The 22,654-nt window shown below is 70.5% G+C and carries 16 protein-coding genes; 8 read left to right on the top strand and 8 right to left on the bottom strand.

Features of this window, described 5'->3' with window-relative positions; genetic code table 11:
• The first annotated feature begins 90 nt into the window (after window positions 1-90).
• Window positions 91-2,517: a beta-L-arabinofuranosidase domain-containing protein gene (locus ACFT9I_RS14120; protein ID WP_382563956.1), complete on the top strand. Its 2,427-nt coding sequence runs from the start codon at window positions 91-93 to the stop codon at window positions 2,515-2,517.
• Window positions 2,518-2,777: 260 nt separating this feature from the next.
• Window positions 2,778-4,565 carry a coagulation factor 5/8 type domain-containing protein gene (locus ACFT9I_RS14115; protein WP_382563954.1) on the top strand — a complete coding sequence of 596 codons (1,788 nt, stop codon included), beginning with the start codon at window positions 2,778-2,780 and terminating at the stop codon, window positions 4,563-4,565.
• Between the two features lie 193 nt (window positions 4,566-4,758).
• Here the strand turns inward: ACFT9I_RS14115 and ACFT9I_RS14110 are convergent, their stop codons facing one another.
• Complete coding sequence (locus tag ACFT9I_RS14110; protein WP_382563952.1) at window positions 4,759-4,908, bottom strand: hypothetical protein; 150 nt, start codon at window positions 4,906-4,908, stop codon at window positions 4,759-4,761.
• 205 nt (window positions 4,909-5,113) lie between these two features.
• Between ACFT9I_RS14110 and ACFT9I_RS14105 the strand changes: the two genes are divergently transcribed.
• Together ACFT9I_RS14105 and ACFT9I_RS14100 are read left to right on the top strand one after the other, a co-directional pair.
• Window positions 5,114-5,647: an NUDIX domain-containing protein gene (locus ACFT9I_RS14105; RefSeq protein WP_382563950.1), complete on the top strand. Its 534-nt coding sequence runs from the start codon at window positions 5,114-5,116 to the stop codon at window positions 5,645-5,647.
• A 45-nt stretch (window positions 5,648-5,692) separates the two neighbouring features.
• Window positions 5,693-6,454 (top strand): glycoside hydrolase family 75 protein, encoded by a 762-nt coding sequence (locus ACFT9I_RS14100; RefSeq protein ID WP_382563948.1) that lies wholly within the window; start codon window positions 5,693-5,695, stop codon window positions 6,452-6,454.
• 135 nt (window positions 6,455-6,589) lie between these two features.
• Here ACFT9I_RS14100 and ACFT9I_RS14095 read toward each other — a convergent pair whose 3' ends face one another.
• Together ACFT9I_RS14095 and ACFT9I_RS14090 are read right to left on the bottom strand one after the other, a co-directional pair.
• Window positions 6,590-8,113: an amino acid permease gene (locus ACFT9I_RS14095; RefSeq protein WP_382563946.1), complete on the bottom strand. Its 1,524-nt coding sequence runs from the start codon at window positions 8,111-8,113 to the stop codon at window positions 6,590-6,592.
• A gap of 111 nt (window positions 8,114-8,224) precedes the next feature.
• The gene (locus ACFT9I_RS14090; RefSeq protein WP_382563945.1) at window positions 8,225-9,121 is read right to left on the bottom strand and encodes a hypothetical protein; all 897 of its coding nucleotides are present in this window, start codon (window positions 9,119-9,121) and stop codon (window positions 8,225-8,227) included.
• Window positions 9,122-9,484: 363 nt separating this feature from the next.
• Between ACFT9I_RS14090 and ACFT9I_RS14085 the strand changes: the two genes are divergently transcribed.
• The 3 genes from ACFT9I_RS14085 to ACFT9I_RS14075 are packed head-to-tail and all read left to right on the top strand — an operon-like array spanning window position 9,485 to window position 13,754.
• A complete protein-coding gene (locus tag ACFT9I_RS14085) occupies window positions 9,485-10,987 on the top strand; it encodes an FGGY family carbohydrate kinase (protein ID WP_382563943.1) in 1,503 nt (500 codons plus the stop codon).
• On the top strand, window positions 10,984-12,423 hold the full coding sequence (locus ACFT9I_RS14080; protein ID WP_382563941.1) for an NAD(P)/FAD-dependent oxidoreductase: 1,440 nt from the start codon (window positions 10,984-10,986) through the stop codon (window positions 12,421-12,423). Before ACFT9I_RS14085 ends, ACFT9I_RS14080 begins: the two co-directional genes overlap by 4 nt.
• Window positions 12,420-13,754 carry an NAD(P)/FAD-dependent oxidoreductase gene (locus tag ACFT9I_RS14075; protein WP_382563938.1) on the top strand — a complete coding sequence of 445 codons (1,335 nt, stop codon included), beginning with the start codon at window positions 12,420-12,422 and terminating at the stop codon, window positions 13,752-13,754. Before ACFT9I_RS14080 ends, ACFT9I_RS14075 begins: the two co-directional genes overlap by 4 nt.
• A 147-nt stretch (window positions 13,755-13,901) precedes the next feature.
• On the opposite strand, the gene ACFT9I_RS14070 is transcribed toward ACFT9I_RS14075, so the two are convergent.
• The 5 genes from ACFT9I_RS14070 to ACFT9I_RS14050 are packed head-to-tail and all read right to left on the bottom strand — an operon-like array spanning window position 13,902 to window position 20,341.
• Window positions 13,902-15,404 carry a mucin-5B gene (locus tag ACFT9I_RS14070; protein WP_382563936.1) on the bottom strand — a complete coding sequence of 501 codons (1,503 nt, stop codon included), beginning with the start codon at window positions 15,402-15,404 and terminating at the stop codon, window positions 13,902-13,904.
• Window positions 15,404-16,375: a sugar ABC transporter substrate-binding protein gene (locus ACFT9I_RS14065; protein ID WP_382563935.1), complete on the bottom strand. Its 972-nt coding sequence runs from the start codon at window positions 16,373-16,375 to the stop codon at window positions 15,404-15,406. Before ACFT9I_RS14065 ends, ACFT9I_RS14070 begins: the two co-directional genes overlap by 1 nt.
• On the bottom strand, window positions 16,372-17,424 hold the full coding sequence (locus ACFT9I_RS14060) for an ABC transporter permease (RefSeq protein ID WP_382563933.1): 1,053 nt from the start codon (window positions 17,422-17,424) through the stop codon (window positions 16,372-16,374). The genes ACFT9I_RS14065 and ACFT9I_RS14060 overlap by 4 nt, the downstream gene beginning before the upstream one ends.
• Window positions 17,421-18,941 carry a sugar ABC transporter ATP-binding protein gene (locus tag ACFT9I_RS14055; RefSeq protein ID WP_382563931.1) on the bottom strand — a complete coding sequence of 507 codons (1,521 nt, stop codon included), beginning with the start codon at window positions 18,939-18,941 and terminating at the stop codon, window positions 17,421-17,423. The genes ACFT9I_RS14060 and ACFT9I_RS14055 overlap by 4 nt, the downstream gene beginning before the upstream one ends.
• Window positions 18,938-20,341 (bottom strand): aldehyde dehydrogenase family protein, encoded by a 1,404-nt coding sequence (locus ACFT9I_RS14050; protein WP_382563929.1) that lies wholly within the window; start codon window positions 20,339-20,341, stop codon window positions 18,938-18,940. Before ACFT9I_RS14050 ends, ACFT9I_RS14055 begins: the two co-directional genes overlap by 4 nt.
• 400 nt (window positions 20,342-20,741) lie before the next feature.
• Here ACFT9I_RS14050 and ACFT9I_RS14045 point away from each other — a divergent pair, with 400 nt between their 5' ends.
• Window positions 20,742-22,496: a TIGR03767 family metallophosphoesterase gene (locus tag ACFT9I_RS14045; RefSeq protein WP_382563927.1), complete on the top strand. Its 1,755-nt coding sequence runs from the start codon at window positions 20,742-20,744 to the stop codon at window positions 22,494-22,496.
• Window positions 22,497-22,654 lie beyond the last annotated feature (158 nt).

The raw sequence follows: 22,654 nt of genomic DNA, 5'->3' as shown, positions 1-22,654 counted from the left end.
GTACAGCCTCGTTGCAGGGCCTTGCTGCACGTCTTTGCTGCACAGCCTTGTTTCACAGACCTCTGTCGATGCTCGTGGACGGGAGACCCGATGACGCTCGACCGACGACACTTCCTCGGCACCGGCGCCCTCGCGATCGGTGGTGCGGGCCTGCTGGGGCCACTGGCGCCGACGGCCGCCGCCGTACCGCCGGCGCGCGGCGGCTGGTACACGCCGAACGCCGCGCCGCTCGCCCCCACCGCCTTCCAGAAGCTGCCGCTGGGCAGCGTCACCCCACGCGGCTGGCTCACCGGCCAGCTGCGCCTGCTGCTCGACGGGCTGTTCGGCCGGTACGCCGAGGTCTCGCACTTCCTGCGGTTCGACGACTCCGGCTGGGTGCACCCGGAGAAGGCCGGCTGGGAGGAAGTCACCTACTGGCTGCGCGGTTACGTGGACCTGGCCGCCCTCACCGGCGACGAGGCGGCCCTCGCCACCGCCCGCCGCTGGATCGACGCGATCCTCGCCACCCGGCAGCCCGACGGATTCTTCGGTCCCACCCGGCTGCGTACGGCGCTGAACGGCGGACCGGACTTCTGGCCGTATCTGCCGCTCCTTCAGGCGCTGCGCTCGCACGAGGAGTTCACCGGGGACGAGCGCATCGTGCCGTTCGCCGTCCCGTTCCTGCGCTACATGAACGCGCAGGGGCCCGGCGCCTTCAACTCCAGCTGGGTGTCCAAGCGTTGGGGCGACGGTCTCGACATCGTCTTCTGGCTCTACAACCGCACCGGCGAGTCCTTCCTCCTCGACCTCGCCGACAAGATGCACACCCACGGCGCCAACTGGGTGGACAACTTCCCCGACCTGCACAACGTCAACATCGCGCAGGGCTTCCGCGAGCCGGCCCAGTACGCGCTGCGGTCCGGCTCGGCGGAGCTGACCCGTGCCACGTACCGGAGTTACGCCTCCGTCATGGGCACGTACGGGCAGTTCCCCGGCGGCGGTTTCGCCGGTGACGAGAACTCCCGCCCCGGCTTCGACGACCCCCGGCAGGGCTTCGAGACCTGCGGCACGGTCGAGTTCATGGCCAGCCACGAACTACTCACCCGGATCACCGGCGACCCGGTGTGGGCCGACCGGTGCGAGGAGCTGGCCTTCAACCTGCTGCCGGCGGCCACCGACCCGCAGGGCAGGGGCATCCACTACATCACCAGCGCGAACAGCGTCGAGCTCGACAACACCGCCAAGAACCAGGGCCAGTTCCAGAACGGCTTCGCCATGCAGGCGTACAAGCCGGGCATCGTCCCCTACCGCTGCTGCCCGCACAACTACGGCATGGGCTGGCCCTACTTCACCGAGGAGCTGTGGCTGGCCACCCCCGACCGGGGCCTCGCGGCCGCGATGTACGCGCCGAGCCAGGTGCGCGCGAAGGTCGCCGACGGCACGGAGGTCACGGTCACGGAGGACACGGACTACCCGTTCAAGGAGACCGTCACCCTCACCGTCAATACCCCCCGGCGTATCACCTTCCCGCTCTACCTGCGGATCCCCGGCTGGTGCGCGGACCCCCAACTCACCGTCGCCGGGCGGCGCGTGGCCGCTCGCGGCGGGCCTCGGTTCGTCAAGGTCGAGCGCGAGTGGCGCGACGGCGACCGGGTGACCCTGCGGCTGCCGCAGCGCACCACCGTGCGGACGTGGGACGACAACCACGGTTCCGTCAGCGTGGACCACGGACCGCTCACGTACTCCCTCAAGATCGGCGAGCGGTACGAACGGTACGCGGGCACCGAGGACTTCCCCGAACTGTCGGTGCACCCCACCACCCCGTGGAACGTCGGCCTCGCGCCCGACCCGCTCCGCGGACTGCGGTTCACGGCGGACAGCGGACCGCTCGCCGCGAATCCCTTCACCCATGAGGGGTCGCCGGTACGGATCACCACATCGGCACGCCGCATCGAGGAGTGGGTGGCCGACGAACAGCGCGTCGTCGCCCCCCTCCAGGACAGCCCGGCCCGCAGCACGGCGCCGCCCGAGCCGGTGACGCTCATCCCGATGGGCGCGGCCCGGCTGCGGATCACCGCCTTCCCGACCGCGTCGCCCGGCGGGCGGGCCTGGACGGCGGAGCCGCCGTACCGCCGCGTACGGAACAAGCACAGCGGCAAGGTGCTCGGTGTCGACGGGATGTCCCTGGACGCGGGCGGGCGGGTCGTGCAGTTCGACAACACGGGGACGGCGGACCACGCCTGGCAGTTGGCTCCGGCGGGCGGCGGCTGGTTCCTGATCCGTAACGGCAACAGCGGGAAGATCATCGGGGCCGAGGGCAGGTCGACGGCGAACAGCGCGCGCGTCGTCCAGTTCGACGACGACGGGAGCGGCGACCATCTCTGGCAGCTGGTCGACCGGGGCGAGGGCTGGTCACTGATCCTCAACCGGCACAGCGGGAAGGTGCTGGGCGTCGACGGGATGTCGACGACGAACAGCGCGCAGGTGGTGCAGTTCGAGGACAACGGCACGGACGACCATCTCTGGCAACTGGTCTGAGCCGCGGTTCCGCGGCCTTGAGTCGTTCGGCGTCCTCCTGAGCCCTTCTCGTTCGTGCCGAGTGACCGCCGCCGGGCCCAACTCGGCGGCGGTCACTTGTTGTTCACAACTGAACCCGTGACGGTCCATCTGTTCACAACTCTTGACGTGTACGAAACAGCGGAGCAGCATCAGCCGTGCACTCAGAGAGCGCTCTCTCATGATTCGCGGAGGGCTCTTCGAGCGTTCCCCCCACCGTTCACGACACAGGAGAGATGCCCGTGCACGCTCCCCCCATCGGCTCTCCGGCGTTCCGCGGCGCCTCACCGCCGTCCCGCCGCGGACTGGCGGCGACGCTCGCCGCCACCCTGGCCGCGACCCTGCTGGCCTTCGTCCCGAGCAGCCCCGCGCACGCCGACCCGATCGAGGGCGGCGGCGATCTCGGCTCCAACGTGATCGTGTTCGACCCTTCGACGCCCAACATCCAGGGCAAGCTCGACGAGGTCTTCAAGCAGCAGGAGTCGGCCCAGTTCGGCTCCGGCCGCTACCAGTTCCTGTTCAAGCCGGGGACGTACAACGGGCTCAACGCCCAACTCGGCTTCTACACCTCGGTGTCGGGTCTCGGGCTCTCGCCCGACGACGTGAACATCAACGGCGACGTGACCGTGGACGCCGGCTGGTTCAACGGCAACGCGACCCAGAACTTCTGGCGTTCGGCCGAGAACCTGTCGCTCAACCCGGTGAACGGGACGAACCGCTGGGCCGTCTCGCAGGCCGCGCCGTTCCGCCGTATGCACGTCAAGGGCGGGCTGAACCTGGCCCCCGACGGTTACGGCTGGGCCAGCGGCGGCTACATCGCCGACAGCAAGATCGACGGCTCCGTGGGACCGTACTCCCAGCAGCAGTGGTACACCCGCGACAGCTCGGTCGGCGGCTGGCAGAACGCCGTGTGGAACATGACGTTCTCCGGCGTGGAGGGCGCGCCCGCGCAGTCCTTCCCGGACCCGCCGTACACCACGCTGGAGACCACCCCCACCTCCCGCGAGAAGCCGTTCCTCTATCTGGACGGCGACACCTACAAGGTGTTCGTCCCCGAGAAGCGCACCAACGCGCGCGGGGTGACCTGGGACAGCGGCGCGCCCGCGGGCTCGTCGATCGACCTGAACCAGTTCTACGTGGTCAAGCCGGGCGCGACGGCGCAGACCATCAACGCCGCGCTCGACCAGGGGCTCAACCTGCTGTTCACGCCCGGCGTCTACCACGTGGACGAGACGATCAACGTGAACCGGGCCGACACCGTCGTCCTGGGTCTCGGACTCGCCACGGTCATCCCGGACAACGGGGTGACGGCGATGAAGGTCGCCGACGTGGACGGGGTGAAGCTGGCCGGCTTCCTGATCGACGCCGGTCCGGTCAACTCCGAGACGCTGCTGGAGGTCGGGCCCGAGGGATCGTCGGCCGACCACGCCGCCAATCCGACCACGGTCCAGGACGTCTTCATCCGCATCGGTGGAGCCGGTCCCGGCAAGGCGACCACCAGCATGGTCATCAACAGCGACGACACCATCGTCGACCACACCTGGGTGTGGCGGGCGGACCACGGTGAAGGGGTCGGCTGGGAGACCAACAGGGCCGACTTCGGTGTACGCGTGAACGGCGACGACGTCCTGGCCACCGGCCTGTTCGTCGAACACTTCAACAAATACGACGTCGAGTGGTACGGCGAACGCGGCCGGACGATCTTCTTCCAGAACGAGAAGGCGTACGACGCGCCCAACCAGGCCGCCATCCAGAACGGCGGCACCAAGGGCTACGCCGCCTACCGGGTCGACGACTCGGTCGAACAGCACGAGGGCTGGGGGATGGGCAGTTACTGCTACTACAACGTCGATCCCACGATCCAGCAGCACAACGGATTCCAGGCACCGGTCAAACCGGGCGTGAAGTTCCACCATCTGCTGGTGGTCTCGCTCGGCGGACAGGGCCAGTACGAGCGGGTGATCAACGACATCGGCGAACCCACGTCCGGGACGTCGACCATCCCCTCGGTCGTGGTGCAGTTCCCCTGACGCGGCATCTGTTCCGAGGCGCCGTACCCGGAACAGGTCGCCGCAGGCGTGGCCCGGCCTCTCTACGAGGCCGGGCCACGCCCTGCGCGGGTACCCACTGCGGTCTGTGCCGGGCTCCGGTCCCTGCCGGGCCGTGGTCTCCGGGGGGCCGTGGTCTGTGCCGGACTGTGTGGCCTGTGTGGCCTCTACCGGGTCAGCGCCTGCCGCCACGCAGCTTGCCGAACAGGCGGCGGGCCTGCTCGCGCTTCCTCGGGTCCGACGAGGCCGCGCGCGCCTGACCGATCACACGGCGCCCCTGCGGACTACGGGTGAAGGCCTTGATGCGGTCGATGATTCCGGGCATGCCGTCTCCTGCGCTTCGATGACACCGACGGCCCCGCTGCAGGGCCTCGGACTACGTCTACCCCCCTAACGCGCCGAGACTCCCATTACGTTCCCATTACCTCCCCTTTACCTTTGAACGCCTTCGAGCGCCGCCGAGCGGCTTGGGCTGCCCCGCATGCGCTCCCCCGATGGCGGCCCCGTACGACCCCGCACAGACTGACGTGATGTCAGGGAAGCGAAGCGCCGGACTCCTCCTGTACCGGGTCACGGACACCGGCACCGACGTGCTCATCGGGCACATGGGCGGCCCCTTCTGGGCGGGGCGTACGAGGGCCGCGTGGTCGATCCCCAAGGGTGAGTACGGCCCCGACGAGACGCCCGAGGACGCGGCCGACCGGGAGTTCCAGGAGGAAGTGGGCCACCCGCCGCCCGAGGGGCGCCGGCAGCCGCTGGGCGAGACCCGTCAGTCGGGCGGCAAGACCGTCACCGTATGGGCGATCGAGGCGGACTTCGATCCCGCCGTCGCCGTACCGGGCACGTTCACCATGGAGTGGCCGCGAGGGTCGGGAGTGGAGCGGGAGTTCCCGGAGCTCGACCGACTCGACTGGGTCCCGTTGGAGGACGCCGTGGAGCTGCTGGTGACGGGGCAGCGGATCTTTCTCGGCCGGCTGGCTCTGTACATAGAGAGCCGCGCGGACGACGAGGGCCGTGAGGGCCACGAGAGCGACAAGGGCGACAAGGGCGCCGTCGAGAAGTAGCGCCCGCCCGCAGAGATCCGGCAGTCCGGAAAGGGAGACACCTCCGTGCACCACAGATCGCACATCTACGCCGCCGCCGTCGCGGTCCTGCTCACCGCGTCAGCGCTGCCCGCCTCCGCGCACCCCGCCGCGGCGCTCGACACGACGCACCTGCCGCCGCCTCCCGCGCCACGGGGCGGGGCGCCGGGGCCGCCGGCCGCCGCGGGCTCGTTCCGGCTCGACGGTCCGGTCACGGCGGACGCCCTGCGGGCGAAGGTCGAGGGCTGCGCACGTGTCTCGAAGGGCCTGTACCGGACCGACCAGGGCAAGCCCGCCGACATCCCCGTGTGCGGCACGAAGGGCGCCGTGTTCTGGAAGGCCGACCTGGACATCGACTGCGACGGCCAGGTCACCGACCGGTGCAACAAGGGGACCGACCCCTGGTTCCACGGGGACACGGCCTTCCACCAGTCGAACGGCAAGCCGCTGAACGCGGAGAAACTGCCGTACATCGTGGTGCCCGCGCCGAGCGAGGTCTGGGACTACCGCTCGTCCGGCATCCGGGGCGGGGGTGTCGCGGCCGTCGTGCACAAGGACCGGGTGGAGTACGCGGTGGTGGGCGACACCGGCCCTGTCGGGCTCGTCGGGGAGGCGTCGTACGCCGCCGCGCGCTCGCTGGGGATCGACCCCGACCCGGCACGGGGCGGAGTGCCCTCGGGGGTGACCTACATCCTGTTCAAGAACTCCAGGGTCACGCCGATCGAGAGCCGGTCCGCCGCGGTGAAGCTGGGTGGCGAGCTGGCCGGGAAGTTCCTTCGGGAGAACTGACGAACGTCCTCGGTACGGAGGCGAGGTCGGCGCCGCCTCCGTACCGAGGACGTGATCGTGTTCGTGTTCGTGTTCGTGTTCGTGTTGGTGATTCTTGGTGGCGATGGCCTCGTGACGGCCTCGCGCGATGTCGCGCTACACGATCCCCTCGGAGATCTCCGACTGCTCGCGGGCGCTGCCGTACGACTGCGGGGTGCTGTACGAGCCCCGCGCCGCGTACCACCAGGCCGTGGCCAGGGCCAGCACGACGGCCAGCGCGATCACGGCGTAGTTCATGGTGTCCGTGGTGACCGGGTTCTTCTGCGGCAGGCAGAAGATCACGGTGACGATCGCGACCCAGACGACGGCGATCCAGCCGATGGGCTTGCTCCAGCGGCCCAGCGACCAGGGGCCGGGCTGGAAGCGGTCGCCGGCGCGCAGCTTGAGATAGATCGGGATCGCGTAGGCGGGCGTGATGCCGATGACGTTGATCGCCGTCACGGCGCCGTACGCGGTCGGTGAGTACAGCGACGGCAGGGCGAGCACGCAGGCGAAGCCGACCGACAGCCACACCGCGGGCACCGGGGTCTGCGTGCGGCTGCTGACGCGCCGCCACAGGGCCGATCCGGGCAGGGCGTTGTCGCGGCTGAAGGCGAACACCATGCGGCTGGCGGCGGCCACCTCCGCGTTGCCGCAGAACAGCTGCGCCGCGATCACGACAAGCAGAAGCGCGCTGGCGCCGTTGGTCCCCAGGACGTCGATGAAGATCTGCGCGGGCGGCACGGCCGCGCCGCTGGTGGCCGCGTAGTCCTGGATGGCGAAGGTCAGACCGGCGAGGAGGGCGAAGCCGGCGATCCAGGAGACCCAGATGGCGCGCACGATGCCGCGTGCGGCGGAGACGGAGGCGTTGGACGTCTCCTCGGAGAGATGGGCCGACGCGTCGTAGCCGCAGAAGGTGTACTGGGCGAGCAGCAGACCGATCGCGGCGACATAGATCGGGTTCTCCCAGCCGGTCTCGTTGACGAACTGGGTGAAGACGAACTCGGGCGACTGGTGGTTCTTGGGGACGACCGCGAGGATGCCGACGATCAGGGCGACACCGCCGAGGTGCCACCAGACGCTGATCGAGTTGAGCACGCTGACCAGTCGGACGCCGAACAGGTTCAGCGTCGCGTGCAGCAGCAGGATGCACATGAATATGATCATGGTCCAGCCGGGCGTGGGCTCGAATCCCCACTGGAGGTTCAGGAACGCGCCGGTGAACAGGGCCGCGCCGTAGTCGATTCCGGCGATCGCGCCCAGCAGTCCGAGCAGGTTCAACCAGCCCGTGTACCAGCCCCACTTACGTCCGCCGAGCCGGTCGGCCATGTAGTAGAGGGCGCCCGATGTGGGATAGGCGCTGGTCACCTCTGCCAGCGCCATGCCTATGCAGAGCACGAAGAGTCCGACACCCACCCAGCCCCACAGCATCACGGCGGGACCGCCGGTGATGAGCCCGAAGCCGTACAGGGTCATACATCCCGAAAGGATCGAGATCACCGAGAAGCTGATCGCGAAATTGCCGAAACCGCCCATCCTGCGGGCGAGTACGGGCTGATAGCCGAGTTCCCTCAGCCGTTCTTCTTCATCCTGCTGCGGAACTGATTCCGATTTCGACCAGACCGGTGGGGATACGGACATGGAAGTACCTCCGGGTACGGAGAATTCAAGGAGAAAAGGGGGATGTGCGGTGGGGACCTGGCGTGGCCGGCGGGAGAGCCGATGCCGGAAGAGCCGATGTGCCGACAGGCTCTAGGAATCCGACTTCCGCTCATCGGCGGCGGCGGTGAAGCAGCGGGCGCGGGCGCGGGCGAACACCTCCTCGACCTGGCTGGTGTCGTTCGGACTTCGGGCCCGATAGGCCCACGGCAGGGGGGTGTAGTACGGCCCCAGGGCCTCGAACACCCGCGCCGCCTCGGCCAGTTGGAGCGAACCCCACAGGGCGTGCGCCAGATAGTTGAGGTCGAGCAGCGACGCCTCGGCGGGCTCGGACCGGTCGAACCAGATGTGCAGGGCCCGCAGGGCGTCCCTGGTGGCGTCCTCGGTGACCCAATGCAGGTCCAGCGCCTTCTCGTTGCCGCCCTCCCTGCGGTACCGCTCGACCCGCACGAACAGCGGCAGGGCCTGGAGCGCCGACCCCTCGGGCGCCGACGAGGCCGCCCACTGGACGAAGTTGACCGCCTCGGACAGCGAGCCGTCGGACCTGCGGGCGTACACGAACTGGAGCATCCGGTGGTACGCCTCGCGGTTGCCCGGATCGCGTTTGTCGGCCTCGGCGAGCAGGGCCCACGGGCCGGGGAAGAGCATCGGCCCCGGCGGCGCCAGCCGGTTCTCCTCCATCCGCTGCTTGCCGTCGAGTTGGGCGAGTGCGAGCAGACAGACCCAGGGGACGGGGTCGGCCGGCACCAGCCGCGCCGTGTCACCGCACGCCTCCCACGCCTGCTGCCACAGGTCGGTCGTACGCGCGTGGCCCTCGCGGTGCGCGCGCAGGGCGCGCTCCACCGTGACGCGCGTCTGCATGACGACGGCCGCCGTGCTGTCCGGCTCCTCGGTCAGCCAGGTGTGTACGGCGTCCGAGCCCGCGGCGACGGCGGCGAGTACCTGCGTACGTTGGGTCCACAAGGTCCAGCCACGCGTGCCGGCGAGCATGTCACGCATTGACAGCCAGCGGCCGGTCCGCAATTCCTGCACGGCCGCTCGGAGTTCACTGTCATGGCCTGCTGGGTGATAGAGCGGACGAAAGCGATCGCTCACGGACCCTCCGCCCGATTCTCCCGCAACTCCGCCTCTTTCCGGTGTAGTTCACATCCCGGTACTTGAGAATCACACTACTCAGTGACACTCCGCTGTTACTCGGCGATCAGTGTAGGGGGCATTGCGACGACCTTTGAACACTTTGCTGATCTTAGGCAACCCTGAGTGCATGTCGTGACCTTGACGTCGCAGGCAGGCTGCACCACCCTTTCGCTCAGTGATCGGACGATCACCGGTACTTCGAGTGAAAAATGTGACATGCCGAATGTTCAGCACTCCCCCGGCAGCGCCGCGGACCCGGCCTCGCGGCCGGTGCTCGCCGTCGACCAGGGCACCTCGTCCACCAAAGCGCTGGTGATCTGTCCGGAGCGCGGGGTGATCGGCAGCGGCTCCGCTCCGGCGCCTCCCCGCTACGGCTCCGGCGGACTGGTCGAGGCCGACCCCGCCCTGCTGCTCTCCTCGGTCGTCGACGCGGGGCGCCGGGCGCTCGCCGACGCCGGTGAACCCGTCGCGGCGGTCGGGCTGGCCAATCAGGGGGAGACCGTCCTCGCCTGGGACCCCGACACCGGCGCGCCGCTCACCGACGCCGTCGTGTGGCAGGACCGGCGCGCCGCGTCCGTCTGCGCCGAACTCGCCCCGCACGCGGAGATGTTGAGAGAGCTGACGGGCCTGCCGCTGGAGCCGTACTTCGCCGCGCCGAAGATGGCGTGGATCCGCCGGAACCTGACCCGCGAAGGCGTCGTCACGACCTCCGACTCCTGGCTCGTCCACCAGCTGACCGGCGCGTATCTCACCGACGCCGCGACGGCCGGGCGCACCCAGCTGCTCGACCTCGACACCGCCGAATGGTCCCCCGCCGCGCTCGACGTATTCGGTATGAGCGACGAGCGGCTGCCTCAGGTGGTCGACGCGGCCGGGCAGTTCGGCACCACGACGGCCTTCGGCGACCCGATCCCGCTGACGGGCCTGCTCGTCGACCAGCAGGCCGCGCTGCTCGCCCAGAACGTGACCGAGCCGGGGACGGCCAAGTGCACCTACGGCACAGGGGCGTTCCTCCTCGCGCAGACCGGCGCGCGACCGCTGCGCAGCCGAACCGGCCTGGTCGGCTGTGTGGCCTGGCGGCTCGGCGGTCGTACCAGCTACTGCCTCGACGGGCAGGTCTACACGGCGGCCTCCGCCGTGCGGTGGCTGAGCGATCTCGGTGTGATCTCCGGCGCCGGGGACCTCGACCGGGTGGGCTCGTCCGTCACCGACAGCGGGGGCGTCACCTTCGTACCGTCGCTCGCCGGACTCGCCGCGCCGTGGTGGCGCGGGGACGCGAAGGGGTCGATGACGGGGCTCAGTCTGGAGACCGGCCCCGGGCATCTGGTGCGGGCGCTGTGCGAGGGCATCGCGGCGCAGGTGGTCGGGCTGGCGGACGCGGTGGCCGAGGACACCGGCACGCCCCTGGAGTCACTGCGTGTCGACGGCGGGCTGACCCGGTCGAGGCTGCTGATGCAGACGCAGGCGGATCTGCTCCAACTGCCCGTCGAGATCTCCCCGTTGCCCGACGCCACCGCGCTGGGGGTGGGCGCCGTCGCCCGGCTCGGGCTCGACCCCGGCATGACGGTGGAGCGGGCCGCGCCCCGGTGGCGGCCCAAGGAGGTCTTCGAGCCGAGGATCGGGGCGGCCGAGGCCGCCGAGCGGCTGGGCGTCTTCCGTACGGAGGTGGACGCGCTCGTCGGCGCCATGCCACGCGCCGGACGGAACGGCGCGGCATGACCGTCACCGTTTCGGGCCCGCTGCCGGACGAGGTGTACGACGTGGTGGTCGTCGGCGCCGGGGTCGTCGGCGCGGCGATCGCCCGCGAGCTGGCCCGGTATCCGCTGCGTACCGCCCTGGTCGAGGCATCGGCCGACGTCGGCGACGGTACGTCGAAGGCGAACACCGCCATCCTGCACACCGGTTTCGACGCCGTGCCGGGATCGCTCGAAGCCCGGCTCGTACGCGAGGGCCGGGCCCGGCTCGCCGCGTACGCCGAGGAGTGCGGCATCCCGGTCGAGCCGATCGGCGCCCTGCTCGTCGCCTGGGACGAGGAACAGCTCGCCGCGCTCCCGGGCCTCGCCCGGAAGGCCGCGCGCAACGGTTGCCCGCGCACCCGTACGGTGGGCGCCGACGAACTCCGCCGACGCGAGCCGCATCTGGGACCGGGAGCCCTGGGCGCGCTCGAAGTACCGGACGAGAGCATCATCTGCCCGTGGACAACGACGCTCGCGTACGCGACCCAGGCGGTACGGAGCGGGGTCGACCTGCATCTCAACTGCCGGGTGCACGAGGTGACCGAGGGCGCCCCCGACGGGCCGCGTCTGCTCGCGACCGCGCGCGGGCCGCTGCGCACCCGGTGGCTGGTCAACGCGGCGGGCCTGTACGCCGACGCGTTCGACCGGCTGCTCGGCCACACGGATTTCTCGGTGACGCCCCGGCGCGGTCAGCTCATCGTCTTCGACAAGCTCGCGCGCCCGTTGGTCGGTCATATCCTGCTGCCGGTGCCCACGGCGGCCGGCAAGGGCGTCCTGGTGTCGCCGACCGTGTACGGCAACGTGATGCTCGGCCCGACCGCCGAGGACCTGACCGACAAGCGGGCGACCGGTTCGACGGCCGAAGGGCTGGCGTTCCTCCGTGAGAAGGGCCGACGCATCATGCCGGACCTCCTCGAAGAGGAGGTGACCGCCGTGTACGCGGGGCTGCGCGCGGCGACCGAGCACGGCGACTACGCGATCCGCTCGCACCCGGAGCAGCGTTACGTCGCGGTGGGCGGGATCAGGTCGACCGGGCTGACCGCGTCGATGGCGATCGGCGCCCATGTGGTGGAGCTGCTGACGGAGGCCGGTGCCGAGACCGGCGCGGCGACCGACCTCGTACCGGTGACGATGCCGAACCTCGGTGAGGCGTACCCCCGCCCGTACCGACGGGCCGACCTGATCGCGGCCGATCCCGAGTACGGGGCGCTCGTGTGCCACTGCGAGCGGGTCTCGCGGGGTGAGATCCGGGACGCGTTCGCCGCCGACATCCCGCCGTCCTCGCCCGAGGGGCTGCGCCGGCGCACCCGGGCGCTGGGGGGCCGGTGCCAGGGGTTCTACTGCGGGGCCGAGGTACGCGCCCTGTTCGACTCGTCGAGCGCCGACACGTCGGTGCCCGGCACGGAGGCCGCACGGTGAACAGCGAACAGCCGACATCCGCGCCCGCGCCCGCTCCCGGGCGGCAGCAGCGAGCCGTCGACGTCCTCGTGATCGGCGCCGGCCCGGCCGGTCTGGCGCTGGCGTCGCGGCTGGCCGCCACCGGCCCCGCCGCCGGCCCCGTCGGCGTCGAGGTCGTCGACCGTGAGGCCGAGCCGGGCGGTGTCCTCCGGCACTGCGTCCACTCCGGGTTCGGGCTGCGGGACCTCCGGCGGCCGATGACCGGCCCGGCCTACGCGCGCCACTGGGCGGACGCGGCCGTCCACGCCGGAGCGACCCTGCGTACGGGCGTCACGGTCACCGGCTGGAGCGAGGACATGACGTCGACGGATTCACTCACGGTCGATGTCACGAGCCCGGCCGGCCTGGAGCGGATCACCGCGCGCGCCGTCGTCCTGGCCACCGGTGCGCGGGAACGCCCCCGCAGCGCGCGGCTGGTGCCGGGGACCCGGCCCGCCGGGGTGTTCACGACGGGTGAGCTTCAGCAGACGGTCCATCACCACCACCGGCCCGTCGGGCGGCGCGCGGTCGTCGTGGGCGCCGAGTCCGTCAGCTACTCCGCCGTGCGGACGCTGCGGGAGGCCGGTGTCGAGGTGGTGGCCATGGTCACGGAGCTGCCGTACCACCAGGTCTCCCCCGCCACGGCGCTCGACGCCCGGCTCCGGCGCGGCGTCCCGCTGCTCGTCGGAGCGCGCGTGAGCGAACTGCTCGGCCGGGGACGGCTGTCGGGGGTGGCGCTGCGGCGGGCGGACGGCCGGAGCACGACCGTCGCCTGCGACACGGTGGTGTTCACCGGCGACTGGATCCCCGACCACGAGCTGGTCCGCCGGGGCGGCGTCGCGCTCGACGGCGGTACCCGGGGCCCGGCCGTCGACGGCTCGTTCCGCACGGACCGGGCGGGGGTCTTCGCCGTGGGCAATCTGCTGCACGGGGTCGAGCCCGCGCACACGGCCGCGCGGGAGGGTCTGCTGGCCGCCGGGCCCGTACTGCGCCACCTGACGGACGGCGCCCGGCCGGCGGCCGCGCGGGTGCCGGTCCAGGTCGAGGTCGAGGCGCCCCTGCGGTGGATCGCGCCCAACCGGATCGATCCGGCGGACCCGCGCGTCGCGACGGGCGGCTTCATCCTCCGTACGGAGAGCAAGCTCGCTCCCTGGTCGTCGCTGGTCGTCAGCCGGGACGGCAGGGTGCTGCACCGGCAGCGGCTCGTACGGGGCGCGGTCCCGAACCGGACGGTGCGCCTGTCCGCCGCCTGGACCGAGCAGGTACGGGCAGGGGCCGGCGACGGGCCCGTACGGATCTCCGTGGAGCGCTGAGCCGCCCCGGACAAGGGGCGGCCCCACCGGCAGGGGGGGGACCGGTGGGGCCGTTGGAACTCTGCGGCGGGGGAGCCGCAGCTCGGGTCGAAGGGCATGTGCCCGTTGACCCGCGAAGTACTCCCTACGACACCACTTCTTCTTTCCCTACTTCTTCTTCCCCTTGGGCACGAACATCTTGATGTCGGTCAGGCTCGCGCTGCCCTCGTACACATTCGTGTACAGGTCTCCGATGACGAAGGAGTCCGGGTAGGCGGATCCGGCGGGCCACTGGTCGGGCCAGGTGGCGCTGCCGTTGTTGTCGTTCTGCACGAGGGTGTTGTTGTAACGCCCGTCGTACTCGCCCGGCTTGACGTTGTAGTGCCAGATCGGCTTGTCGTCGACGATGAACGGCCGGTGGAAGCGGAGTGTCTGCTGTCCGGCGCGCGCGAAGTTGCCGCTGGCCTCCAGCGTGTAGCCGGTGGCGTCACGCTCGATGGCGAACGTGTAGTCCTGGTTCGGCATCAGCTCCGGCTGGAGCTCGGCCGCGGACGACAGCTGCTGCTCGGCCACCCCGTCCGAGCAACTGGTCATGAACCACTGCGAGTTGCCCGCGAGACCGCCCTTGCCGGGGGTCCAGTTGGGCAGTCCGCTGATCCACATGTTGACCGTGTTGAAGCTGCTGTCCTTGTAGTCGTAGTACGTGTCGTTCGCGGAGTTGCAGACCCGGCCGCCGGTGCCCGTGCCGACCCGGTCGGGGTGCTGCGAGAACGAGTCCATCAGGACCTTGCGGCGGTAGTGCCAGAAGTGGTTGTTGCGGGGCGCCGGGTCGGCGAAGTCCACGATCGACAGGAAGTGGAAGCCGTTGTACCCGTACTTGCCCTCGCGGACGTCCTGCCACTCGCAGTACGGCGCCGAGGCGTCACCCTCCCAGCCGGGGCTGTTCGAGCCCTCGCCCCACGGGTGCTGGGTCTTGCAGCCGTCCTTGCTGTAGCCGTTGGTGCGGTTGTCGTAGTCGATGGTGCCGTTGCGCTTGCCGCCGAAGTCGAGCGTCTTGAGCTTGTACTCGATGCGGTACTGGTCCGGCAGGGACTCCGTGGGGCGGAAGATGGCGCCGCCGGTGTGGTCGGGGACCTTCAGTTCGGCGACGGTCTGGCCGCCGGCCGTCGTGTTGGTGATGGACGGCTCCTTCTCTATCTGGCCGTCCTTGTTCCAGTCGCGTGCGGAGAGCGAGGCGGTGAGCCAGCCGCCGTCACCGACCTTAAACTCCTTGCGGTAGGTGTCGAAGGAGTTGAACGCGGTGTTCCACGCGGGCCCGTAGTCGTTGGGGTACCACTTGCCGTTGTCTTCCATGATGGTGTCGAACGGCTCGCTGTACGTCTCGCGGGTCCAGTCCGCCCGCTTGGGGTCGAGCTTCTTCTTGAAGTTCTCCGAGTGGAGCAGCTTCCAGGCCGGTGCCTTCGGCGGCTTGGCCGGCTTTCCAGCCTTGTCCGCCGCCGTGGCCGCGCCCGTCCCGTCGTCCGGGGCCGCGTTCGCGGAGCCGAGCGAGAGGGGAACGACGAGGGCGCCGCAGAGCAGTGCCGTCAGGGCGTACGCGCGCTTCTTCCGTGGCAGTGACCGGGTGCGGCCGGTCCGGCCCTCAGGTGGGGGAATCGTGGGGATGCGGCTCATCAGAAGTTGCCCTTCGGGTCGTAGTACTTCTCCGCGTTCTCCTTGGTGACACGCGGCGAGGGCACGACCGTGTCCTTCTCGGGCTTCTTGCCGTCGAGGATCTCCACGGTCCTGTCCAGGCCGAGACTGCCGATCACGTCGGCGTCGTTGAGGCCGGTGACCAGGTAGTTGGTCCCGTCGAGGATGGCCTTCAGCGCCTCGGCCTGGCCGTCGACGCCCGCCAGCACGATCTTGTCGGTGCGGTCGGCGTCCTTGACGGCGCGCTGGGCGCCCAGGCACATGGCGTCGTTCTCGCAGAAGACGGCGTCGATGTCGTCGTGGGCGGCGAGCAGGCTCTCCATGACGGTCAGTCCGCCGTCGGAGCTCCAGTTGCCGTAGTCGGGGGCCTCGACCAGTTCGATCCCCGACGCGCCTTCGAGGGCGCCCTTCACTCCGTCCGTGCGGGCCTTGCCGATGCTGTTGTCGGCGGGTCCGCCCTTGATCAGGGCGACCTTTCCGCCGTCGGGCAGCTGCTCGACGAGGAATTCGCCGTTCTGCTTGCCGATCGCCTCGTTGTCGGGGCCGACCCAGCTCGCGTACTCGCCGGTCTGGAACTTCCGGTCGACCAGGACGGCCGGTTTGCCCGCCGCCTTGAGGGAGTTGAGGACGGCGGGCGCGGACTCCAGCGGCCCGCCGGAGATGATGACGGCGTCGACGTCCTTGCTCAGCAGGTCCTCCACGTTGGAGGCGAGCTTGGCCGCGTCGCCGCCCGCGTCCGTGCTGAGGATCTCGACGTCCTTCTTCTTGGCCTGGGCCTTGATGGCCTTGTCCATGCCGTTGAAGTAGGGGCCGCCGAGGGTGAAGTTGGCGACGCCGACGGTGTACGAGCCGTCGCCCTTCTCACCCGCGCTCCCGGAGTCGGAGGAGCAGCCGGCGAGAGCCGCGGTGAGAACTCCGGCCACCAGCACACCGGTTGCTCGTTTCGTGATCATGATGGACTTGCCTTTCCGGGATTCGGATCGTTCACGGCGGCGTTGCGGAAGCGGCCGGTGCGCTGGACGAGAATGACGGCGACGATGATCAGGCCCTTGAGCACCTGCTGCCAGAAGCTCTGCACGTCGTAGAGGTTGAGCAGGTTGTTGATCAGTGCGAGTACGAGGACTCCGGCGAAGGTGGCCCGTACGGAACCCTTGCCGCCGGCCAGGCTGGCCCCGCCGATGACGCAGGCGGCGATCGCGTCGAGTTCGAACGCGGTGCCGACGCTGGGCTGGGCGATGCCGACCCGGCTGGCGAGGATGACGCCCGCGAGTCCGGCGCAGGCGCCGGAGATGGTGTAGGCGAGGACGATATGGCGCCGTACGCCGATGCCCGCGAGCCGTACGGTCTCCGCGCTGCCGCCGATCGCGACCAGTGAGCGGCCGGCCGGGGTGCGGCTGAGGAAGACGCCGCCGACGAGGAAGACCCCCAGCATGATGAGGGTGGAGACGGGCAGCGGTCCGATCACCGCGGAGCCCAGCTCGAAGAAGCCGGGCTTCTCGGGCGCGACAGGTGTCTCCGAGTAGACGAAGGCGAGCCCTCTGATGGTGGTGAGAGCGGCCAACGTCACCACGAACGGCGCCAGTTGGAAGCGCGCCACCAGCGCCCCGTTGACGAGTCCGAAGCCGATGCCGGACGCGACACCGACGGCCATGGCGACCGGGACGGGCAGCCCGGAGGAGAGCCCCGCGGCGACGATGCCGGAGAAGGCCACGACCGAGCCGACGGAGAGGTCGATGCCGCCGGTGAGGATCACGGCGAGCATCCCGTAGGCGAGCAGGCCGGTGGTGACCATCTGCTTGAGCAGGTTGGTGATGTTGCCCTCGGTCAGGAAGGCCTCGGTGGTGGAGCCCGCCACCACGACGAAGACCACGAGGAGCGCGACGATCCCGGTCTCGACGGTGATGTCGTGGCCGGCGACGGTGAGCCGGGGCAGCCGGACTCCCCGTGGCGGCGGGGGTCCGGGGTCGCCGGGCCCGGTGGTCTTGGTGAGCTGTTCGGTCATGCTGCGTGTCCGATCGCGTGGGCGAGGACCGTGTCCTCGGTCGTACCTTCCGAAGGGAGTTCCGCGGCGATCCGCCCCTCGTGCATCACCAGCACCCGGTCGGTGGCGCCGAGCACCTCCGTGAGGTCGGAGGAGATCAGCAGGATGGCCATGCCGTCGCGGGCGAGTTCGTCGAGCATCCGGTAGATCTCGGCGCGGGTGGCCATGTCGACGCCGCGGGTGGGCTCGTCGAGCAGCAGCACGCGCGGCCCGGTGAGGAGCCACTTGGCGAGGACGGCCTTCTGCTGGTTGCCGCCGCTGAGGGTGCGTACGGGCAGCTTCGCCGAGTGCGCGGGCCGGATGTCCAGCCGGTCGACCATGGAGACGACGTCGCGCCGGCGTCTCGCGGTGTCGAGGAGCGGGCCGCGCGTGGTGGTGCGCAGGGTGGTGAGGCCGATGTTCTCGGCGGTGCTGAGGCCGAGTACGAGTCCGGTGCGCTTGCGGTCCTCGGTGACGAGGGCGAGACCGGCGGCGATGGCCTCGCGCGGGCTGCGGAACCGTACGGTCTCCCTGCCCGGCGCGCAGACCACGCCGGCCTTGGCGGGCTCGGCGCCGAAGACACACCGCGCGAGTTCGCTGCGGCCGGCGCCGACGAGCCCGAACAGGCCGGTGATCTCGCCCGCGCGCAGGGCGAAGGAGACGTCGCTGAACTCCCCGGCGCGGCTGAGCCCGTGGACCTCGAGAAGCGTCTCGCCCTCGGCGGGGCGGCGCGCCGGGTAGAGCTGGCCGGCGGGCCGGCCCGCCATCAGGCGGATCAGTTCGTTCTCGTCGGTCCGGTCGGGGGTGGTCTCGGCGACGACCCGGCCGTCCTTGATGACGACGATGGACGTGGCCAGTTCGGTGACCTCGGCGAGCCGGTGCGAGACATAGATGATCAGGACGCCGCGTTCCTGGAGCCGCCGTATCAGCGCGAACAGCGCCTCCAGGTCGCTCCCGGCGAGAACGGCCGACGGCTCGTCGAGGACCAGCACCCTGGGCTCGCCGCCCTCGCTGACGAGGGCCTTGGCTATCTCGACCATCTGCTGTCTGGCGACGGTGAGGCGGCCCGCCTTGACGCGCGGGTCGATGGCGCCGTAGCCGATGCCGTCCAGCAGGGCGCGGGCCCGCCGGTGCGCGGCCTTCCAGTCGATGAGGCCGCCGAGGCGCCGCGGGAAGTGGCCCATGAGGAGGTTCTCGGTGACGGAGAGTTCGGGCACCAGGGTCAGCTCCTGGTGGACGGTGCGGATGCCGTGCGTGTGGGCGTCGTGCGGGGAGCGCAACTCGACCGTCTCGCCGTCGAGTTGGAGTTCCCCGGCGCTCATCCGCTCGGCGCCCGCGAGGATCTTGATGAGCGTGGACTTGCCCGCCCCGTTGGCGCCGACCACGGCGAGCACCTCACCGGCCCGGCCGGTGAGGTCCACCCCGTGCAGCACTTGTGTGGGGCCGTACGACTTGTGCACCCCGCGTATCCGCAGGGCCGGCCGGGTCGGCGTGCTCACCCGAAGGCCTCCATCACGATGATCGTCTTCTGCCGGGTGAACTCCAGGGCCGTGTCGTGCAGGCCCTCGGCCGAACCGCCGGTGTCCTTCGGGCCGCCGAAGGGCAGATTCTCGGCGCGCAGCGCGGTCGACCCGTTGATGACGACGCCGCCGACCTCCAGGCGTCCGGCGAGGGTGAAGGCGCGCTGGATGTCGCGGGTGAAGACGGCCGCCTGGAGGCCGTACGGGGACGAGTTGGCCATCCGTACGGCGTCGAGCGGGTCGGTGAAGCGGGCCACGGGTGCGACGGGGCCGAAGATCTCGTCGGCGAACGCGGGGCTGTCCTCGGGGACTCCGACGAGGACGGCGGGGTCGTAGAAGGCACCCCGGCGCGCGCCGCCGGCCGCCTTGCGCGCACCGTCGGCGACAAGCGCGGCGACCGCCGACTCGACCCGTTCGGCGGCCTCTTCACTGATCAGTGGTCCGACATCGTTGCCATCGACCAATTGGTCCCCGACGCTGAGCTTGGCCGCGCCCGCCAGCAGCGCGTCGACGAAGCTGTCGTGCACGCCGTCCTGGACGTAGACGCGCTTGACGGCGCAGCAGATCTGACCGTTGCCGCGGGCGAGCCGGCCGAGGACCACGGCGTCGGCCGCCGCCTCGATGTCGGCGTCGTCGCAGACGATCAGGGCGTCGTTGCCGCCGAGTTCGAGGTGGACCTTCTTCAGGGTGTCGGCGGCGCGGCGGGCGATCTCGCGGCCCGCGGTGGTGCTGCCGGTGAGGCTGACGGCCGCGACGCCGGGGCGCGAGGCGAGTTCCTGCGAGATGTGCACGCCGCCGGTGAGCATCTGGTGGGCGCCTTCGGGCGCGCCCGCCCGTTCGACGAGTTCGCCGATCCGCAGCACGGCGAGCGGGCAGCGCGCGGGCGGGTGGACGAGGACGGCGTTGCCGGCGGCGAGGGCGGCTGCCGCCTTGTGGGCGTACAGCTCGACCGGGTAGTTGAAGGGCACCAGCGCGGCGACCGGGCCGAGGGGTTCGCGGACGGTGACGGCGAGGTGCTTCTCCAGGCCGGGGACCGCGTCGAGCGGGATCTGCCGGCCGAAGAGGCGGGTGGCCTCGCCGGCGAAGCCGCGGAAGATCCGGACGGCGGCGCGGACTTCCTCCACCGTCTGGAAGAAGGGCTTGCCGTTCTCGGCGGCGAGCAGCCGCGCCAGGTCGTCGGCCTCGGCCTCGATCAGATCGGCGATGGTGAGCAGCAGTCGGGCACGTGCGTGTGCGGGCATCGCCGCCATCGCCCGCTGCCCGTCCGCCGCGGCGGCGAGGGCGGCGGTGACGCGCTCCGGTCCGAAGTCCTCGATCTCGCCCAGCAGTTCGCCGGTTCCTGGATTGCGTACGGGCAGCGGTGCGGTTCGGGTGGACATGCGGCGCTTACTCCCGGGTGCAGGGCTCGACAGAAGTACGTTCGGCACTTCGAACATGTGGTGGCGATGCTGACGCACGCTCATTAGTTCGTCAATACGTCTTACAAAACCGGAAAGCGCTTTCCCAACCGGTCACGGCAGCGGCCCGCTCGGGCGCGCGAGCCGGTCGGCTACCCCGTCCGATGAACGGTGGATGAGCGGATTCCGCACGCCGCGAGAGAGGTCGGCGAACGTTTGCGGTTGCGAGTGATCCCTGTGCGGTGATCGGCGTCGGGCGTTGCGGCCTCGTTCATTCACGGGCCACGCCGGGTGCCCAGCATCGAGAGGGAGCCGGGCCCTCACCCCGGTGTCCCAGACACGGCCTTGCTGTCGCGATGTACGCACTCGGGGAGAGCGCACCATGTCACGCATCCGCTCCGCGGTCACCGCTGTCGACCGCCGTTCCTTCCTCGCCGCCGCCGGAGCCGTTGGCCTGTCCGCCGGAATCGGCGTGGCGGTCGGTTCGGGCGGTGGCTCGGGCAGCGCCTCGGCCGCCCCCGCGCCCGCGGCGTCCGGCACCCCGGCCGCCGCCGGACCCACCCCCACAACCACCCCGACCCCCACCCCCACCGGCCCGTCGGCCGCCCGGACCACGCTCCACTCACTCGCGGCACCGCGCGACCGGAACGCCACCTTCCGGCGACTCGGGGACGGACCCGGCTGGCGCCGGGTCGTCCGGGAACAGTTCGCTTCCGCCAAGTCCGGGCGCGAGGACCGCCGTACGGTACTCAGCTCCTTCGTCCAGCTCACCGACCTCCATGTGACGGACGTCCAGCACCCGGTGCGCACCGAGTACGTCCGCAGCGAGTCGGCCGGCGCGTGGCGCCCCCACGAGGCGCTGTCGGTGGCCGGAGGCGTATCGCTCATCGAGCAGGTCAACGCGCTGGGGACCGGGCCGGCGACCGGCGCGCCGCTGACCTTCGCCATGACGACCGGCGACAACACGGACAACAACTCGCTGTGCGAACTCGACTGGTACCTCACCCTGATGAGCGGCGGGCTCGTCACTCCCAACAGCGGTGACCCGCAGGCGTACGAGGGCGTGCAGAACTCGGGCGTACGGATGTACTGGCACCCGGAGGACGGCGCGCCCGACTCCGACAAGCGCCTGGGCTATCCCCGTATCGAAGGATTCCTCGAAGCGGCCCTGCGCCCGGTGCGCAGTCCGGGCCTGACCCTCCCCTGGTACTCGACCGTCGGCAACCACGACAGTCTCGCCAGCGGCGCCTACGCCGACCGGACCGGCTTCCTCGCCGAATTCGCCGTCGGCACCCGCAAGTTGTACGACATCCCGGACCCGGACGCGGCGGCGCTGCTCACCCGGATCTCCGAGGGCGAGACCGCCCACGGCGGCGCCCTGATCTCGCTGCTGCGGCGCGAGAAGCGGCGCATGCGGACGGTCACCGCCGACCCGCGCCGCGCCCCGTTCACCCCGCTCCAGTACCTGATGGCCCATCTGGACGCCGCGCACACCGGAGCGGGGCCGGTCGGCCACGGTTACACGAAGGACAACCTGGCGGAGGCGACCCTCGACTACACGTTCCCCATGGGGGAGAACGTGACCGGGGTCAGCCTCGACACCACGGACCACGGCGGGCACTTCACCGGCTCCGTCGGTACGGGGCAGCTCGCCTGGCTGGAGCGGATCCTCAAGGAGCACCGCGACGGGTACGTGGTGCTGTTCACGCACCACAACAGCTGGACGATGGGCAACACACGGCCCGACCCGGCCCGGCCCGGCGAGGCGCGGCACGACGGGGACGAGGTCGTGGCGCTGCTGCGGCGCCACCGCTCGGCGGTGGCCTGGATCAACGGGCACAGTCACCGCAACGTGGTGCTGCCGCACGGTTCGTTCTGGGAGATCTCCACCGCCTCGCACATCGACTTCCCGCAGCTCGCGCGGGTCATCGAGATCGCGGACAACAAGGACGGCACGCTCTCTCTGTTCACCACGCTGATCGAGTCGGCGGCGCCCCGGGAGACCGATTTCACGGATCTCTCCCAGTCGGGTCTGGCGTCGCTCTACCGGGAGCTGGCGCTCAACGCGCCGGGGAGCCGCCAGGATCTGGCGGGCCTGAAGGACGCGCGCAACACCGAGCTGCTCCTGCGTCGCTGACAATCATATATTCAAAGGTTCATGAGTTTCCGCACCTTACAATCAAACCGTCAACCAACGACACAGACTCCGAATCAACCACTTTCGGCCCAACTGGCCGCATGACCCGCACAGGCCCGGACCTGGCCGTTATGGACACACACCGCGATCGGAGCGAC

The sequence above is a fragment of the Streptomyces sp. NPDC057137 genome (genome assembly GCF_042670825.1).
GTDB lineage: Bacteria > Actinomycetota > Actinomycetes > Streptomycetales > Streptomycetaceae > Streptomyces.
Note: the sequence above shows the minus strand (reverse complement) of the source record. Positions and strands in the feature narration are given on the sequence as shown.

Excerpts from the sequence above, each read along its gene's own strand:
- ACFT9I_RS14120 (WP_382563956.1), top strand. The coding sequence starts at position 91 with ATGACGCTCGACCGACGACACTTCCTCGGCACCGGCGCCCTCGCGATC.
- ACFT9I_RS14110 (WP_382563952.1), bottom strand. The coding sequence starts at position 4,908 with ATGCCCGGAATCATCGACCGCATCAAGGCCTTCACCCGTAGTCCGCAG.
- ACFT9I_RS14105 (WP_382563950.1), top strand. The coding sequence starts at position 5,114 with ATGTCAGGGAAGCGAAGCGCCGGACTCCTCCTGTACCGGGTCACGGAC.
- ACFT9I_RS14095 (WP_382563946.1), bottom strand. The coding sequence starts at position 8,113 with ATGTCCGTATCCCCACCGGTCTGGTCGAAATCGGAATCAGTTCCGCAG.
- ACFT9I_RS14090 (WP_382563945.1), bottom strand. The coding sequence starts at position 9,121 with ATGCTCGCCGGCACGCGTGGCTGGACCTTGTGGACCCAACGTACGCAG.
- ACFT9I_RS14085 (WP_382563943.1), top strand. The coding sequence starts at position 9,485 with ATGCCGAATGTTCAGCACTCCCCCGGCAGCGCCGCGGACCCGGCCTCG.
- ACFT9I_RS14080 (WP_382563941.1), top strand. The coding sequence starts at position 10,984 with ATGACCGTCACCGTTTCGGGCCCGCTGCCGGACGAGGTGTACGACGTG.
- ACFT9I_RS14070 (WP_382563936.1), bottom strand. The coding sequence starts at position 15,404 with ATGAGCCGCATCCCCACGATTCCCCCACCTGAGGGCCGGACCGGCCGC.
- ACFT9I_RS14065 (WP_382563935.1), bottom strand. The coding sequence starts at position 16,375 with ATGATCACGAAACGAGCAACCGGTGTGCTGGTGGCCGGAGTTCTCACC.
- ACFT9I_RS14060 (WP_382563933.1), bottom strand. The coding sequence starts at position 17,424 with ATGACCGAACAGCTCACCAAGACCACCGGGCCCGGCGACCCCGGACCC.
- ACFT9I_RS14050 (WP_382563929.1), bottom strand. The coding sequence starts at position 20,341 with ATGTCCACCCGAACCGCACCGCTGCCCGTACGCAATCCAGGAACCGGC.
- ACFT9I_RS14045 (WP_382563927.1), top strand. The coding sequence starts at position 20,742 with ATGTCACGCATCCGCTCCGCGGTCACCGCTGTCGACCGCCGTTCCTTC.